Consider the following 14,638-nt stretch of genomic DNA (forward strand, 5'->3'; position numbering starts at 1 on the left):
AAACCGTATGGTTGCTCCGGAATATAATCCGGAAGACGCAGAGGTAGAAAATCCGCTGCGCCCGAAATGTCTCAGCGATTATATCGGGCAGGAAAAGGTCAAGGAGAATTTATCGATTTTTATTGAGGCTGCAAAACAGCGGAAAGAGAGTCTCGACCATGTCTTGCTTTATGGCCCGCCGGGACTCGGAAAAACAACACTTGCGGGAATTATTGCAAATGAATTGGGCGTCAATCTGCGTATTACCAGTGGCCCTGCTATCGAAAAGCCCGGCGATTTGGCAGCTATTTTGACAAACCTCAATCCCGGAGATGTGCTGTTTATCGATGAAGTGCATCGCCTTCCGCGAACGGTGGAGGAGATCCTTTATCCTGCGATGGAGGATTATGCGATTGATATTATTACCGGTAAGGGACAAATGGCGGCGAGCTATCATCTGCCGCTGCCTAAATTTACGCTGGTGGGTGCAACGACCCGTGCGGGGCAATTAAGCGCACCTTTACGAGATCGTTTTGGGGTTGTGCTGCGGCTGGAACTTTATTCTCCGCAGGAGCTTGCCAAAATTGTAGAGCGCAGTGCAGGAATCCTGGGGATTCAAATTGAGGCGAACGGCGCTTTGGAGATTGCCTCCCGCAGCCGTGGAACGCCGCGAATCGCTAACCGTATGCTCAAACGAGTAAGAGATTTCGCACAAATGATGACAAACGGCGTGATCACCTATGAATCCGCCAAACTCGGATTGGACCGAATGGAAGTAGATGAAATTGGTCTGGATGCCAATGACCGCCGTATGCTTCGCACAATGATCGAGTATTATAATGGTGGGCCCGTGGGACTGGATACTTTGGCAGCGGCTATCGGAGAAGAAGCGATTACATTGGAGGACGTCTACGAGCCTTATCTGATGCAGATCGGCTTTTTGGCACGGACGCCTAGGGGAAGAGTAGCGACAAAAGCTGCTTATCTGCACCTTGGAATTACACCGCCAGACTCTGATACGGACAATAGCCAACAAAAATTATTTTGAATTTTCTGCTTTTCATGCTTAAAATATAGAATATAGAATCAAGAACGGAGTGTAAGAAACGATGGGAAGATTATTTGGAACAGATGGTGTGCGCGGGGTCGCGAATAGCGAACTGACCTGCGAAATGGCACTTCAAATTGGGCGCGCCGCAGCAATGGTGCTGACCGACAGTACACACCGCCATCCCAAAATTTTGATCGGCAAGGATACCCGCCGGTCTTCCGATATGCTGGAAGCGGCAATGACCGCAGGGCTCTGCAGTGTGGGGGCCAATGTGGTTCAGCTTGGTGTTGTGCCGACTCCCGCGGTGGCATTTCTCGTTGGGAAATATAAGGCGGACGCCGGGGTGATGTTGACTGCCAGCCATAATCCCTGTGAGTTTAATGGAATCAAAATCTTTTCCGGTGACGGTTATAAACTGCCTGATGCACTGGAGGAACAAATTGAAGCGATTGTTCTCGACAAGGCTCAGATACCGCCGACGCCGATTCGCGGCAATGTCGGTTGTGTTTCAACTGCCCCCAATGTAGTCAGAGATTATGTAGATCACATTAAAAGTGCAGTTCCGTTTTCTCTTGACGGCATGAAAATTGCAATCGATTGTGCCAATGGCGCTGCTTCTCGCACAGCAGAGCTGCTCTTTACAGAGCTCGGCGCAGAATGCCATATGCTGTCTGACAAACCGGACGGAGTCAATGTAAATGACAACTGCGGCTCTACTCATATGGAAAATTTGATGCTGTATGTTAAAGAACATCAGCTGGATGCCGGGGTGGCCTTTGATGGAGATGCCGATCGGTGCTTGGCGGTCGATGATAAAGGACAGCTGGTGGACGGCGATTTTGTCATGGCTATTTGCGGCGCCGATATGAAATCCCGCGGCAAATTAAACCGTGATACGATTGTCGGTACCATTATGACAAATATGGGCTTTAAGCGCTTCTGCGAGGAAAACGGCATGCACTTTTGCTCCACAAAGGTTGGAGACCGCTATGTGCTCGAAGAAATGCAGCAGGAAGGCTATAATTTTGGCGGCGAGCAAAGCGGCCATGTGATCTTCCTTGATTTTGCCACTACCGGAGACGGACAGCTGACCGCTACACAGCTTTTGTCGCTTGTTAGGCGCCGCAATGCAAAGCTCAGTTCCCTTGCAACTTTGATGACTCGTTATCCGCAGGTCATGGTCAACGTAGAGGTCGCAGCGGAAGGAAAACTGCGCTTTTATACCGATAATGAAGTCAAAGAAGAAATCGAAGCCGCAAAAAAGAAACTGGGGAATTCTGGACGGGTCGTAGTGCGGCCTTCCGGTACAGAGCCGCTTTTGCGCGTGATGATCGAAGGAGAAGATCCTTCCTATATCGAAGCACTTGCAAATTCCGTTGCAGATGTGATTCGGGAGCGGTTGAGCTGATGCGCGCGTCACAGTGGCAGGACTATGAACTGCTGGATACTTCCGGTGGGGAACGGCTGGAGCGTTGGGGCGATGTGCTTTTGATCCGGCCGGATCCGCAGATCATCTGGAATACGCCGAAAAAAGATCCTCGATGGAAACAGGCGGCGGCGCGATATGTGCGTTCTTCTTCCGGCGGCGGGCACTGGGAAACTTTTCACAAGGTTCCGGCTGTTTGGAGTATCCGCCGAAATGAGCTTACTTTCCGACTCAAAATGATGGGCTTTAAGCATACGGGAATTTTTCCGGAGCAGGCGGTCAACTGGGATTTTGCCGCAGAAAAGATCAGAAATGCGGGACGCCCGATCAAAGTGCTGAACCTGTTCGGCTATACGGGTGCCGCGACCCTCGCTTGTATGCAGGCGGGCGCTGCGGTTACCCATGTAGACGCAAGCCGCGGTATGGTTCAGTGGGCAAAGGAAAATGCGGAAGCAAGCGGGCTTGCTGATAAACCGGTACGCTGGCTCGTTGATGATTGTACAAAGTTTGTGGAGCGGGAAGAAAGACGCGGACATCACTATGATGGAATCATTATGGACCCGCCTTCTTATGGCCGAGGACCGGGCGGAGAAGTCTGGAAATTGGAAGAACAGCTTTATCCTCTGGTTTTGCAGTGCCTGCCGATTTTAAGCGAAAAGCCTCTATTTTTCCTGCTTAATTCCTATACGTCAGGGCTTTCTCCGGCGGTGATGCAGTATCTGCTCGGTGTTTTGATGAAACCGAGATTCGGCGGACAAGTTTCTGCTGATGAGATTGGTCTTCGGGTCACATCGACCGGAATGGTTTTGCCCTGCGGCAGTACGGCAATTTGGGAATCTTAATAAAATAAATATAATACTGTAATGTAACCCTTTTGGGGTATGTATACAAGGAGAGTTTTATGAGCTTTATCACAGTAGACAATGTCCACTTTTCCTATGGAGAAGAGGCAGACGAGCCCGAGGTACTCAAAGGGATTTCCCTTTCTGTGGAACGTGGTGAGTTTTTAGCCCTGTTAGGGCATAACGGTTCCGGGAAAAGCACGATGGCAAAGCTTTTTAATGCGATGCTGCTGCCGCTTTCCGGTACTGTGACCGTAGATGGCATGGATACCAGAGAGGACGATAAAAAATTTGAGATTCGTCGCAAAGTAGGTCTTGTTCAGCAGAATCCGGACAATCAGTTGGTTGCATCGATTGTAGAAGAAGATGTAGCATTTGGACCGGAAAATTTGGGACTTCCTTCTAAAGTGATTCGTGAGCGCGTAGATTGTGCGCTCAAAGCGGTAGAAATGTATGATTATCGTACGCATGCACCATATAAGCTTTCCGGCGGACAAAAACAGCGAATCGCGATTGCCGGAATCATTGCAATGGAGCCGGATTGTATCGTATTGGACGAGCCTACTGCTATGCTTGACCCTCGTGGTCGGCAGGAAGTCATGGATACCATTCATAAGCTGAATGAGGAAGATGGGATTACCATTATTCTCATTACGCATTATATGGATGAAGCGGTGCAGGCGGGCCGTGTGATCGTCATGGACAGCGGTAAGATTTTGACGGAAGGTACGCCGGAACAGGTTTTTTCACAGGTAGAGCTTTTAAAAAAGCATCGGCTCGATGTACCGCAGGCTACCGAATTAAACTTTCGGCTGCGCGGAGCGGGCTGTCCAATGCCTGAGTGTGTTCTTTCGATTGAAGATTGTGTAGCGGCCATCGAACCGCTGCTCAAAAAGAGAAAGGAGGCTCTCTAATGGCATTACTGGAAGTGAAAAATCTTTCTGTGGTTTATGGCAAAGGGACTCCTTTTGAAAAAGCTGCGGTGCAGAATGTGAACTTTTCGATTGAGTCTGGTGAATTTATCGGAGTAATCGGACATACCGGCAGCGGAAAAAGTACGCTGATACAAACTTTGAACGGGTTAATTAAGCCAACGAACGGACAGGTTTTGCTGGAAGAGCATGACATCTGGGCAGAACCGAAGAAAATCCGCGCTGTGCGGTTTAAAGTCGGGATGGTGTTTCAGTATCCCGAAAATCAGCTGTTTGAAGAAACGGTACTCAAAGATATCAGCTTCGGACCCGGGAATATGGGTTTGACCGCTGCAGAAATCGAAACGCGTGCACGCAATGCTGCAAAATTTGTCGGTCTTCCGGATGCACTTTTGGAGAAAAGCCCCTTTGAACTTTCCGGAGGCGAAAAACGTCGGGTTGCGATCGCCGGTGTGATTGCCATGGATCCGGACGTTTTGATTTTGGATGAACCAACGGCGGGATTGGACCCTGCCGGCAGAGATGTGCTTTTGAGTCAGCTTTTAAGCTATCATGCACAGCGCCATAATACAATTCTGCTTGTTTCTCATAGTATGGAAGATGTGGCGCGGGTCGCCGACCGGGTTCTCGTCATGAACGAGTCTCATTTGGAAATGTTGGATAAGACGGCTAATGTTTTTGCGCAGGATCAACGGTTGGAACAAATCGGACTAAAGGTGCCGCAGATTACGAAGATTATGTCTATTCTCAAATCCGACGGATATCCGGTAGAGACTGTTTTAACAATGGAGCAGGCAGTTACTCAGCTCCTTTCTTTGGTCAATAAAGGAGGTGCTGCCGTATGATGCGTGATGTTACATTGGGACAGTATTTCCCGGGGAAATCACCGATTCATAAATTGGATCCCCGCATTAAGATCGTTTTGACGATTGCCCTGATCGTTTATGTCTTTCTGGCACGCAATTTTGTGTCGCTTGGATTTTTGGTAGCAACGGTCTTTATTGTCCTTTTGATGTCCGGTGTGCCGCTGAAACTCTATTTTAAGAGCATCAAAGGCGTGATCTTTATTGTGATCTTCACTTCGATTCTGAATCTTTTCTATGGAACTGGCGAACCTCTGATCACGATTTTCGGGTTTATGACGATTACTTGGAACGGTATCTGCAATGCGATTTTTATCAGTGTTCGGATTATCAGCCTGATTCTTTTTAGTTCTGTTTTGACGTTCACTACTTCTCCTACGGAACTGACGGACGCTCTGGAGCGTATTTTAAAGCCGCTCAAGGTGCTTCATGTAAAGGTACATGAAATTGCGATGATGATGACGATTGCGCTGCGGTTTGTTCCGACTTTGCTGGAAGAAACGGATAAAATCATGTCTGCACAGAAGGCGCGCGGCGCCGATATGGAGTCGGGCGGCCTTATGCAGCGGATTAAGGCGCTGATTCCGGTGCTGATTCCCCTCTTTGTGAGCTCGTTTCGCCGTGCCTATGATCTTGCCATGGCGATGGAGTGTCGCTGCTATCACGGCGGCGAGGGACGCACCAAGATGAAGGTACTGCATATGGGCGGACGTGACGTCGTAGCTTGTATCTGCGCTGCATTTGTGCTTACGGCCATTCTACTGATTAATGGAATGATGCCGGTGCAGCTATAATCTTTTTTCTGACTTTTTGGTTTCTTTATTTTTAATTCATATTTTAAGAATATAATATCTCTTTATGTTTGTGAAAATAGATTGCTGATTTTTAAAGAAAGGAGCACTTTTATGCAAAATTTACTCCTGAGGATCTGTTTTGATGGAGCAAAATATCATGGCTGGCAGATTCAGGAGAATGCGGTAACGGTGCAGGAAGTGTTCCAAAAAGCCCTTGAGAATGTTCTCCATGAAATGCCGGAATTAAAAGGATGTTCCCGAACAGATTCCGGTGTGCATGCAAACGAGTTTTGCATTTCGCTCAAAACGGAGCGCAAAATTCCGGCACAGCGTTTGCCGTTTGCATTGAATCATTTTTTACCGGAGGATGTGGCGGTGCTTTCCTGCAGAGAAGTACCGAAAAGTTTTCATGCAAGGTATTCCTGCAAAGGAAAAGAATATATTTATAGAATATGGACCTCTCCTGTTCGCAATCCGTTTCTTAGGGGACGGGCACTGCATTACTGGTACCCGCTCGATGAACAGAAAATGCAGGAAGCCGCAGAATACTTTTTAGGGCCGCATGATTTTACTTCTTTTTGTACGTTGGATCAGCGAGAAATGGGAGATTTTGTTCGTACAGTAACGACTGCAAAAATTGAGCGAAAAGAGAATTTTTTAACTTTTACAGTAGCTGCTGATGGGTTTTTGTATCATATGGTTCGAATCATGGTTGGAACGCTGCTCATGGTGGGAGAAGGGAAACTTTCACCGGAGTCGGTGGAAAGAATTTTAAAAGCAAAGGATCGCTCAGCGGCAGGACCTACTGCGCCGCCGCAGGGGCTTTATTTGAATCGGGTATTTTATGATGAGAAGGAAGTGATGGGATGAAGCTGTTTTCGTCCAAGCAGACAAAAGACGATTCGGAATCGTCCTCTGTCGATGAACGTGCGCTGAATGCGAAAGATAAAGAATTAAAAGCAAAAGAACGGCTTCCCCATGTACCAAAGTGGGCATATCGTGTGATTGTGATTTTGATGATTACGGTTGTGGGATTAGGAATCTGGATGAATCGTGACAATCTTTCTCCGCAAAATATTGGGGACTGGGTGCAGACACAGTTTTTGGGAATGGGAGTCGGAGAAGGATATCCGCTGAATCTGAATGGGGACGAGGTCGAAGCCGAAAATTTCTGCGTGGCAGATGGCCGCCTGCTTTTAACGGGGAATACGACGATTCTTTCCCTTAACAGCAGTGCAAAACAAATTTTCAGCCGAAAACATGGCTTTTCTAATCCGGTGATGCTTGCAAAGGGACAAAAGGTCTTAGTTTATAATCAGGGAGGAAAAGGATATCGGATAGAGAATCAGATTAAGACGCTGGTTTCTGATACCGCTTCTCAAAATATTGTAGCAGCGGCCCTCGCTTCGAATGGAGCTTATGCGCTGATTCTGGAAGACTCCGGGTATTGCGGAAAACTAACCGCTTATACTAAAGATAATAAAGAAGCTTATCACTATTGGTTTTCTGACGCTTATCCCACGGCGATTGCGCTTAATGAGGAGGGAAACCGCGCAGTGGTCACAACGGTCACTGTGAATAATGGCGTTTTGCAGAGCAACTTTTATCTGCTCGATTTTAATAGTACCGATTCCGTTACTCCTGTGGGTACTTATCCCAATACGGTGTTTACAAAAGTCTCCTATCAAAACGGCAGCATTACTGCAGTTGGAGATACTCGTACTGTCGTGATGTCTGAAAAAGGAAAAGAAATTGCCAACTATGATTATCAGGGCGCAAAATTGGTTTGCGCTGCACTCGATCAGAATCGGGCGGCACTTTGTCTTTCCTCTTTTGAGAATGCTTCAGTGGTCAAGCTTGTGACGCTTTCAAATCAGGGAACCCAAGAGAGCAGCATTGATGTTAATTCTCGGGTGACGGCAGTTTCACTTTATGGCGATACATTAGCCGCTCTTTTGGATGGACAGGTTTGCGCCTATTCTGTATCCAGAGGGACACAGACAGGCTCCTGTGATACCAAGAGCGATATGCGGGCAATCGCGCTCAGTTCCGAAAAGCAGGTCTATTTATTAGGCGTTTCCGAAGTGAACTGTGAGACGTTTCAGTCTTCAACAGCTTCTTCCGGAGTTTCCTAAGGCTTCGAACCAAGAAAGGAGATCGATCTTTTGACGGTATTTGATGGAATTATGTTGATTCTTTTCCTTTTATTCGCAATAACAGGAATCCGGCAAGGCTTTTTGCATTCAGTTTCCGGCTTGGTCAGCATATTGTTGGCGTCACTTTTGGCTCCTTCCGTTGGTTCTATGGTAATGGTATGGATCGGAGACCAGCCGGCAGCTTCCCCAGAGGATATGATGATTCACCACATGGTGGTAATTGGAATCTCGTTTTTGGTACTGCTGATTATTGGGAGTGCCGTGATGCGCATTTTAACGGCGCTTGTCCATCTTCCGGGGCTGAAGCTTTTAAATCGAATTTTAGGCGGCGTTTTTGGTGCGCTGCAAGGCGGCGTGTTGATCCTTTTGATTTGCGCGTTGGCAAACTTTTGGATTCCAGAAGCAGAAAAACAAATTCCGCAATTTCAGCCTGAAATGGTTACCCAATCTTCTGTTTATCAATTTGTAGAGGAGAAAAATCCATTTTTATTTGTTTACCAAAATGCGATGGAATGGCAGAAAGAGATGAGAGAGAAAATATGACGTACCATAATAAAAATCTGAATATTCCAAATGCTTTAACAGTTTTGCGAATGATTTTGATTATTCCGTTTGTTATTTTTTATGTGAACAAACAGTATATTCCAGCGGTCGTGGTTTTGATCATTTCCGGTATTACGGATGCATTAGATGGCTTTGTAGCGCGCCATTTTAACCAATTTACAGAGCTTGGAAAAATGCTGGATCCTCTTTCGGATAAACTGACGCAAGGCTCGGTTGCCCTTTGTCTTGCAATTCAGTATCCAATTTTGCTCCCTTTCTTCCTGATTTTTATTATCAAGGAAGCTGGCATGGTGATCGCGGCGCTGGTCCTGATCAAAAAGAGAAAAAAGCCCTGTGGTTCCAAATGGTATGGAAAAATTGCAACCATTCTGTTTTATATTTCTTTTGTTACGATTGTGGCTATGAGAATCTGGGATATTGAGAATATGACACTTACGGTCGTTTTGCTCAGCATTACGGCATCCTTTATGATTTATGCGTTGATTCGTTATTTTGTCATTTTCCTTTCGATCCTTAGAAGCGATGATCCGGAGAACCGTTTGGATATCAATGAGGTGATGGATAAACAAATTACATCAGACCGAAAAGATTAAAAAAATTTACATTTGATTTGAAAAGAATACGAAATATTCAAAATTTATTGATATTTCGGCGTTCATGAGGGATTATAATAAATTAACTGCTGAGAGGAGTGGTGAATAAGTATGTTATGTTCTAGATGCCATAAGCGGCCGGCAGTGGTCTTTGTTTCACAGTCAGCGGATTCCAATGATACGCAGGGACTGTGCCTGGTTTGTGCGAAAGAACTTGGGATCAAACAGGTTGATGACCTGATGAATAAGATGGGAATTACCGAGGAACAGATGGAAGCAATGGAAAACGAATGGGGTGCACTTATGAATCCCGAAGATACCGATGGGGAAGACGGTGACGATTCGTTTACCCCGGGCGGTGCGGCAACTTTCCCGAATTTTCTGCAAAATGTTTTTCATGCCGGTTCATCCGGAAATCAGGACGATTCATCTTCTAATGGGAACGGTGCGAGAACGGGACAAAAAGAGAAAAGGGAAAAACCAAAGAGTAAGCGGAAGTACCTGAATGCCTATTGTACCGATTTGACCGCTAAAGCGCGGGCAAACCAAATTGATGCCATTGTTGGCAGAGATAAAGAAATTGCCCGTGTTATTCAGATTTTGTCCCGCCGGACAAAGAACAATCCATGCCTGATTGGTGAGCCTGGTGTAGGCAAGACAGCCGTTGCAGAAGGGCTTGCCTTGAGAATTGCTTCTGGAGATGTACCTGCAAGACTGCGGAAAAAAGAAATTCATCTGTTGGATTTGACTGCGCTGGTAGCGGGCACACAATTCCGAGGCCAGTTTGAGAGCCGAATTAAAGGATTGATCGATGAGGTCAAGGCAGAAGGCAATATTATTCTCTTTATTGACGAGGTGCATAATCTTGTTGGTACAGGAGATGCCGAGGGCAGTATGAACGCTGCCAATATTTTAAAGCCTGCACTTTCTCGTGGAGAGATTCAGGTAATCGGTGCGACTACTTTTACAGAGTACCGTAAGCATATCGAAAAAGATACGGCTTTAGAGCGCCGTTTTCAGCCGGTAACGATTGCAGAGCCTTCTACGAAGGAAGCAACCGAAGTGCTCAAAGGCATTAAATCCTATTATGAGAACTTTCACCGTGTAAGAGTCAGCGACGACTTGTGCCGCAGAGCAGTTGTACTTTCGGAACGTTATATTACGGATCGTTTTCTGCCGGATAAGGCAATCGACCTTTTGGACGAAAGCTGTGCCTGCGCAGCACTGCGGAATAAGCCGATGGAGGAATACGATAGAACCTCGGAGCGGCTGGATGATCTGCGCAAAGAAGAAGAGACACTGACTGCCGAAGGGGCAGAGCCGGATTATAAAAAGCTGGCCGAAGTCCGTACGGAGATCTCTAAATTAGAGCAAAAAGAAGTACAGTTGGCGCCATTTGCTTTGGGAGCACCGGTAGAGGAAGCAGATCTTGCAAAAGTAATTGAGCTTTGGACCGGAATTCCTGCCAGCCGTATTCGTGAAAATGAGCTGAAAAAGCTTGCGCATCTTGATGAGACACTGAATCAGAAGGTGATTGGTCAAGAAGAAGCCGTTAAGGCGCTTTCTGATGCAATCTGCCGCAGCAGAGTTCAGCTGAGTCCTCGCCGCCGCCCGGCAAGTTTTATCTTTGTAGGGCCAACAGGCGTTGGAAAGACAGAACTGGTCAAGGTTTTGTCACAGGAACTGTTTGATACGCCAGAAACGCTGATTCGTCTTGATATGAGCGAATTTATGGAAAAGCATAGTGTTTCCCGCATTATCGGTTCTCCTCCGGGATATGTGGGTTATGATGAGGCCGGACAGGTTACAGAAAAGGTTCGTCGTCGTCCTTATAGCGTGCTCCTTTTTGATGAAATTGAAAAAGCACACCCAGACGTGATGAACATTCTGCTGCAGATCCTTGATGAAGGACGGATTACAGATGCGCACGGCCGTACGGTCAATTTTGAGAATACTGTGATCGTGATGACTAGTAACGCCGGCAGCAATTTAAAAGAAGGCAGCCTTGGCTTTGCTAGAAGCGATCAGGAGATTACCCGCGAACGTGCAATGAAGGGACTTTCTGACTTTTTGCGTCCGGAATTCCTCAGCCGTGTAGATGAGATTATTGTTTTCCGTCAGCTGAGTGTAGATGATTTTCAAAAAATTGCTGCTCTAATGCTGAATGAATATATTGGAACACTCAAGGAACGTGGGACTATTTTCACCTATGATGAAAAAGCGACCCGCTGGCTTGCGGAGCACGCTCATGGGAAAAAGAGTGGTGCACGAGACCTGCGTAATCTGATTCGCAAAGAGGTGGAAGACCGTTTGGCAGCGGTAATTATTGATTCCGGTGATGTGACATTGACCGGAGTTGCCTTGACGACCGACGAAAACGGAATCAAACTGAATATTCTAAAATAAAGAAATTAAGAGCCGACAAGACCAATTAAAAATGGAATTGTCGGCTCTTTTCTTGACAATCGAAAACCAGGTGCTAATATAGAAAGACAGAAGAATTGTTAAGGAACAATCCCAAAAATGAAAAGGGAGCAATCGTTTATGAATTACCATTTTGATCAAGTGGTCGATCGGAGAGGAAGCAATTCCATCAAATACGATTTTGCCCGGGAATTGGGGAAACCACAGGATGCACTTCCAATGTGGGTGGCAGATATGGATTTTCCTTCACCACCGGAAGTTCGGGAAGCATTGCATAAAGCTTGTGATTATGGCGTTTTTGGTTATACACAGCCAAAAGAGCTTTACATGGAAGCGGTTTCCAACTGGTTCCTTAAGCATCATGGATTCTGCGCAAAAGCGGAGTGGCTGGTCTTTTCGCCGGGCGTTGTGTTCGGACTTTCTGCTTCGGTAAGAGCATTTACCGAACCGGGGGATTCTGTTTTGATTCAGCAGCCTGTTTATGATCCATTTGGAAAAGTTGTTGTTAATAACGGTAGAAAGCTTGTTATCAATGAATTGTGCCTTCATAATGGGCATTACGAGATTGATTTTAAAGATTTTGAAGAAAAGATTGTAAAAAACAATGTAAAGCTTTTTCTTCTCTGCAGTCCGCACAATCCAGTTGGGCGTGTCTGGAAAAGGGAAGAATTAATGCGGATGGGGCAGATCTGCCTTGCACATCAAGTATTAGTCGTATCAGACGAGATTCACTGCGATTTTACTTATCCGGGATTTTCTCATATCATGTTCCCATCGCTAAGTGAAACTTTTGCGCAGAATTGTATTCTCTGTACGGCGCCCAGCAAAACCTTTAATCTTGCAGGGCTACAGGTGAGCAATCTGTTCGCTCCGAATGAGTCCTTGAGAAAAAAGCTCAGAGAAGAAATCAGAAAGACAGGCTATGTGGGGCCAAATCAGTTGGGCACGATCGCCTGTGAGGCTGCTTATCGGTATGGCGACCTGTGGCTCAAAGAGTTGTCTTCCTATCTCAAAGAAAATCTTGATTTTGTGCGGAAATATCTTGCCGAAAAGCTGCCGCAAATTCATCTCATTGAGCCGGAAGGCACCTATTTGCTTTGGCTTGATTTTCGTGCATTGAAGTTTTCTCCATCTGAATTAGATAATTTCATTATAAAGAAAGCACGGTTGTGGTTGGATGACGGTCCAATCTTCGGACAGGGCGGAGAGGGCTTTCAGAGAATAAACATTGCTTGTCCGCGTTCCGTCCTGGAAGTAGCGATGGATCGTTTGAAATGGGCAATCGATGGATTAAATTAGGAGGGGTTTTTATGCCTTATGTACCAACGGTTGATGAGGCCAGAAAGATTTTGGAAAAGTACAATCAAGATGCGTTTCATTTGCGGCACGGGGAAATCGTTTCAGGAGTCATGGGATATTTTGCAAAGGAATACGACCCAGAACGGGTGGATTTTTGGCGTGCTGTGGGGATGCTTCATGATTTGGATTTTGAGCGCTGGCCGGAAGAACATTGCGTGAAGAGTCAGGAACTCATGAAAGAATTGGATTTGGATCCGGCATTGATTCGTGCAACGGCGAGTCATGGATGGGGAATCCGTGTTGATATTGAGCCTAAATTGATGATGGAAAAGGTACTTTATGCGGTCGATGAGCTGACAGGCTTGATCGGTGCGGTTGCTCTTGTGAGACCCAGCCGCAGCATTATGGATATGGAACCGAAATCCGTCAAGAAAAAGTTTAAAGATGTAAAGTTTGCAGCCGGCTGTTCTCGGGATGTTATTCGAAAAGGTGCCGAAATGCTAGGCTGGACGATGGATGAATTGATCTCAAAGACGCTTCTTGCCATGAAGAGTCTAAAAGAGACCATTCCGGATCTGTAAAGATGAAGATCGTTATTATTGGGGCGGGATTTCTTGGTGGAGATTACCTGATCCCCGGATATCAATTATTGACTTCTGACCTTTCGAAAGAGGTACGTGCAGTAAAAGGCAACTTCGAAAATCTGGAACAGCGCGAAAAGGAGCTTCCTTTTCCTGTGAGCGCAGGAAACGGCCGCGAGGTTTTGGAGCAATTTCAACCGCAGATGATTATCTTTTCTCCTCCACCGGATCAGGCAAAAGAGCTTGCGGAAAATACAATTTTTCCGTATTGTAAAGAGCGGTCAAAACAGAATTTACCTTTGCCGGAAATTGTTTCTGCAATTCCGGGACTTTCTGCAGATTGGTTTTCTAAAAAATTAGAGCTTCCAATTTCTGCTGCAAAGATCATGCCCAGCATGGCGGAACCAATCGCCGGCGTAGAAGCAGGTGCTTTGGGCGCAAGTTTTGTCTCTCTTTCTCAGAACGCGGGGGAGGATTTTCGGCAGAGAGTGCAGACTTTGCTTTCGAAGACAGGAGAGGTCTTTTTCCTCAATGACCACGATGTTATTTCACTTTTGGCGGTTAAAATCAGCAGCCATCTTTGGAGTAATGCAGCTATGGATATCTGTGATGCGGCACAAGAATGTGGGCAGCAGATTTCCACCCAGGAAATCGGTTCTGCAGTGCGGTTCTATCATCGTAAAAGAGAAGCGAATGCACTAAAGTCCGTCTATCCGTGCGGAGAAGACGGCTTACCAAATTGGGCACGCTATTTTCTTAATTCAATGGAGAATGCATGGTTTTCCGGGCTTTGCCAGTATACGGCGAAACAGGAGCTTTCGATTCCGTTGGAAGAGGCTGAACGAATCAATCACTTGTCTTATGAGATGAATTTATTGAATGTACAGCTGGAATCAAGAGAAAAACTGATTTTAAACATCAAACATCATGCAACATCGGGCGGCCTTTTAGAAAGAGGATGCATGCTCTATGAGGAAACTTTGTCCGAACCGCTAAGAAGAGCAGTGGCGCAGGCAATCAGAAGTAGTTCCCCAAATGAAGCGTTTTTGTTCTTGCAGGATGAGATCGACGGGATTACCAAAGCGGTTCGAAGGCATGGAATAAATTTGAAATAACAATAGACAAAAAGGAAGC

14 protein-coding genes are annotated in these 14,638 nt (G+C 46.2%); all 14 read left to right on the forward strand.

The features are described from left to right. Positions 1-7 precede the first annotated feature (7 nt). Positions 8-1,027 carry a Holliday junction branch migration DNA helicase RuvB gene (gene ruvB, locus ACVS9P_RS04180; protein ID WP_452104666.1) on the forward strand — a complete coding sequence of 340 codons (1,020 nt, stop codon included), beginning with the start codon at positions 8-10 and terminating at the stop codon, positions 1,025-1,027. Positions 1,028-1,088: 61 nt separating this feature from the next. Next, the gene (glmM, locus tag ACVS9P_RS04185; protein WP_452104380.1) at positions 1,089-2,438 is read left to right on the forward strand and encodes a phosphoglucosamine mutase; all 1,350 of its coding nucleotides are present in this window, start codon (positions 1,089-1,091) and stop codon (positions 2,436-2,438) included. Then, positions 2,438-3,298, forward strand: a complete 861-nt coding sequence (locus ACVS9P_RS04190) for a class I SAM-dependent methyltransferase (protein WP_452104381.1) — start codon at positions 2,438-2,440, stop codon at positions 3,296-3,298. Before glmM ends, ACVS9P_RS04190 begins: the two co-directional genes overlap by 1 nt. Before the next feature lie 59 nt (positions 3,299-3,357). Further along, positions 3,358-4,212 carry an energy-coupling factor transporter ATPase gene (locus tag ACVS9P_RS04195; RefSeq protein ID WP_452104382.1) on the forward strand — a complete coding sequence of 285 codons (855 nt, stop codon included), beginning with the start codon at positions 3,358-3,360 and terminating at the stop codon, positions 4,210-4,212. Beyond that, complete coding sequence (locus ACVS9P_RS04200) at positions 4,212-5,075, forward strand: energy-coupling factor transporter ATPase (protein ID WP_452104383.1); 864 nt, start codon at positions 4,212-4,214, stop codon at positions 5,073-5,075. The genes ACVS9P_RS04195 and ACVS9P_RS04200 overlap by 1 nt, the downstream gene beginning before the upstream one ends. Continuing rightward, positions 5,072-5,887: an energy-coupling factor transporter transmembrane component T family protein gene (locus ACVS9P_RS04205; RefSeq protein ID WP_452104384.1), complete on the forward strand. Its 816-nt coding sequence runs from the start codon at positions 5,072-5,074 to the stop codon at positions 5,885-5,887. Before ACVS9P_RS04200 ends, ACVS9P_RS04205 begins: the two co-directional genes overlap by 4 nt. A gap of 111 nt (positions 5,888-5,998) precedes the next feature. Next, complete coding sequence (truA, locus tag ACVS9P_RS04210) at positions 5,999-6,757, forward strand: tRNA pseudouridine(38-40) synthase TruA (RefSeq protein ID WP_452104385.1); 759 nt, start codon at positions 5,999-6,001, stop codon at positions 6,755-6,757. Beyond that, positions 6,754-8,022, forward strand: coding sequence for a DUF5711 family protein (locus ACVS9P_RS04215; protein WP_452104386.1), 1,269 nt, complete (start codon positions 6,754-6,756; stop codon positions 8,020-8,022). Before truA ends, ACVS9P_RS04215 begins: the two co-directional genes overlap by 4 nt. 30 nt (positions 8,023-8,052) lie before the next feature. Next, the gene (locus ACVS9P_RS04220) at positions 8,053-8,586 is read left to right on the forward strand and encodes a CvpA family protein (protein ID WP_452104387.1); all 534 of its coding nucleotides are present in this window, start codon (positions 8,053-8,055) and stop codon (positions 8,584-8,586) included. Beyond that, complete coding sequence (locus ACVS9P_RS04225) at positions 8,583-9,200, forward strand: CDP-alcohol phosphatidyltransferase family protein (RefSeq protein WP_452104388.1); 618 nt, start codon at positions 8,583-8,585, stop codon at positions 9,198-9,200. The genes ACVS9P_RS04220 and ACVS9P_RS04225 overlap by 4 nt, the downstream gene beginning before the upstream one ends. Before the next feature lie 111 nt (positions 9,201-9,311). Beyond that, complete coding sequence (locus ACVS9P_RS04230) at positions 9,312-11,606, forward strand: AAA family ATPase (RefSeq protein WP_452104389.1); 2,295 nt, start codon at positions 9,312-9,314, stop codon at positions 11,604-11,606. 138 nt (positions 11,607-11,744) lie between these two features. Continuing rightward, positions 11,745-12,923 carry a MalY/PatB family protein gene (locus ACVS9P_RS04235; protein ID WP_452104390.1) on the forward strand — a complete coding sequence of 393 codons (1,179 nt, stop codon included), beginning with the start codon at positions 11,745-11,747 and terminating at the stop codon, positions 12,921-12,923. A gap of 11 nt (positions 12,924-12,934) precedes the next feature. Further along, positions 12,935-13,504, forward strand: a complete 570-nt coding sequence (locus ACVS9P_RS04240; RefSeq protein WP_452104391.1) for a hydrolase — start codon at positions 12,935-12,937, stop codon at positions 13,502-13,504. A 2-nt stretch (positions 13,505-13,506) separates the two neighbouring features. Further along, a complete protein-coding gene (locus ACVS9P_RS04245) occupies positions 13,507-14,619 on the forward strand; it encodes a hypothetical protein (RefSeq protein WP_452104392.1) in 1,113 nt (370 codons plus the stop codon). Positions 14,620-14,638 lie beyond the last annotated feature (19 nt).

The organism is Caproicibacterium sp. NSD3, assembly GCF_053613275.1.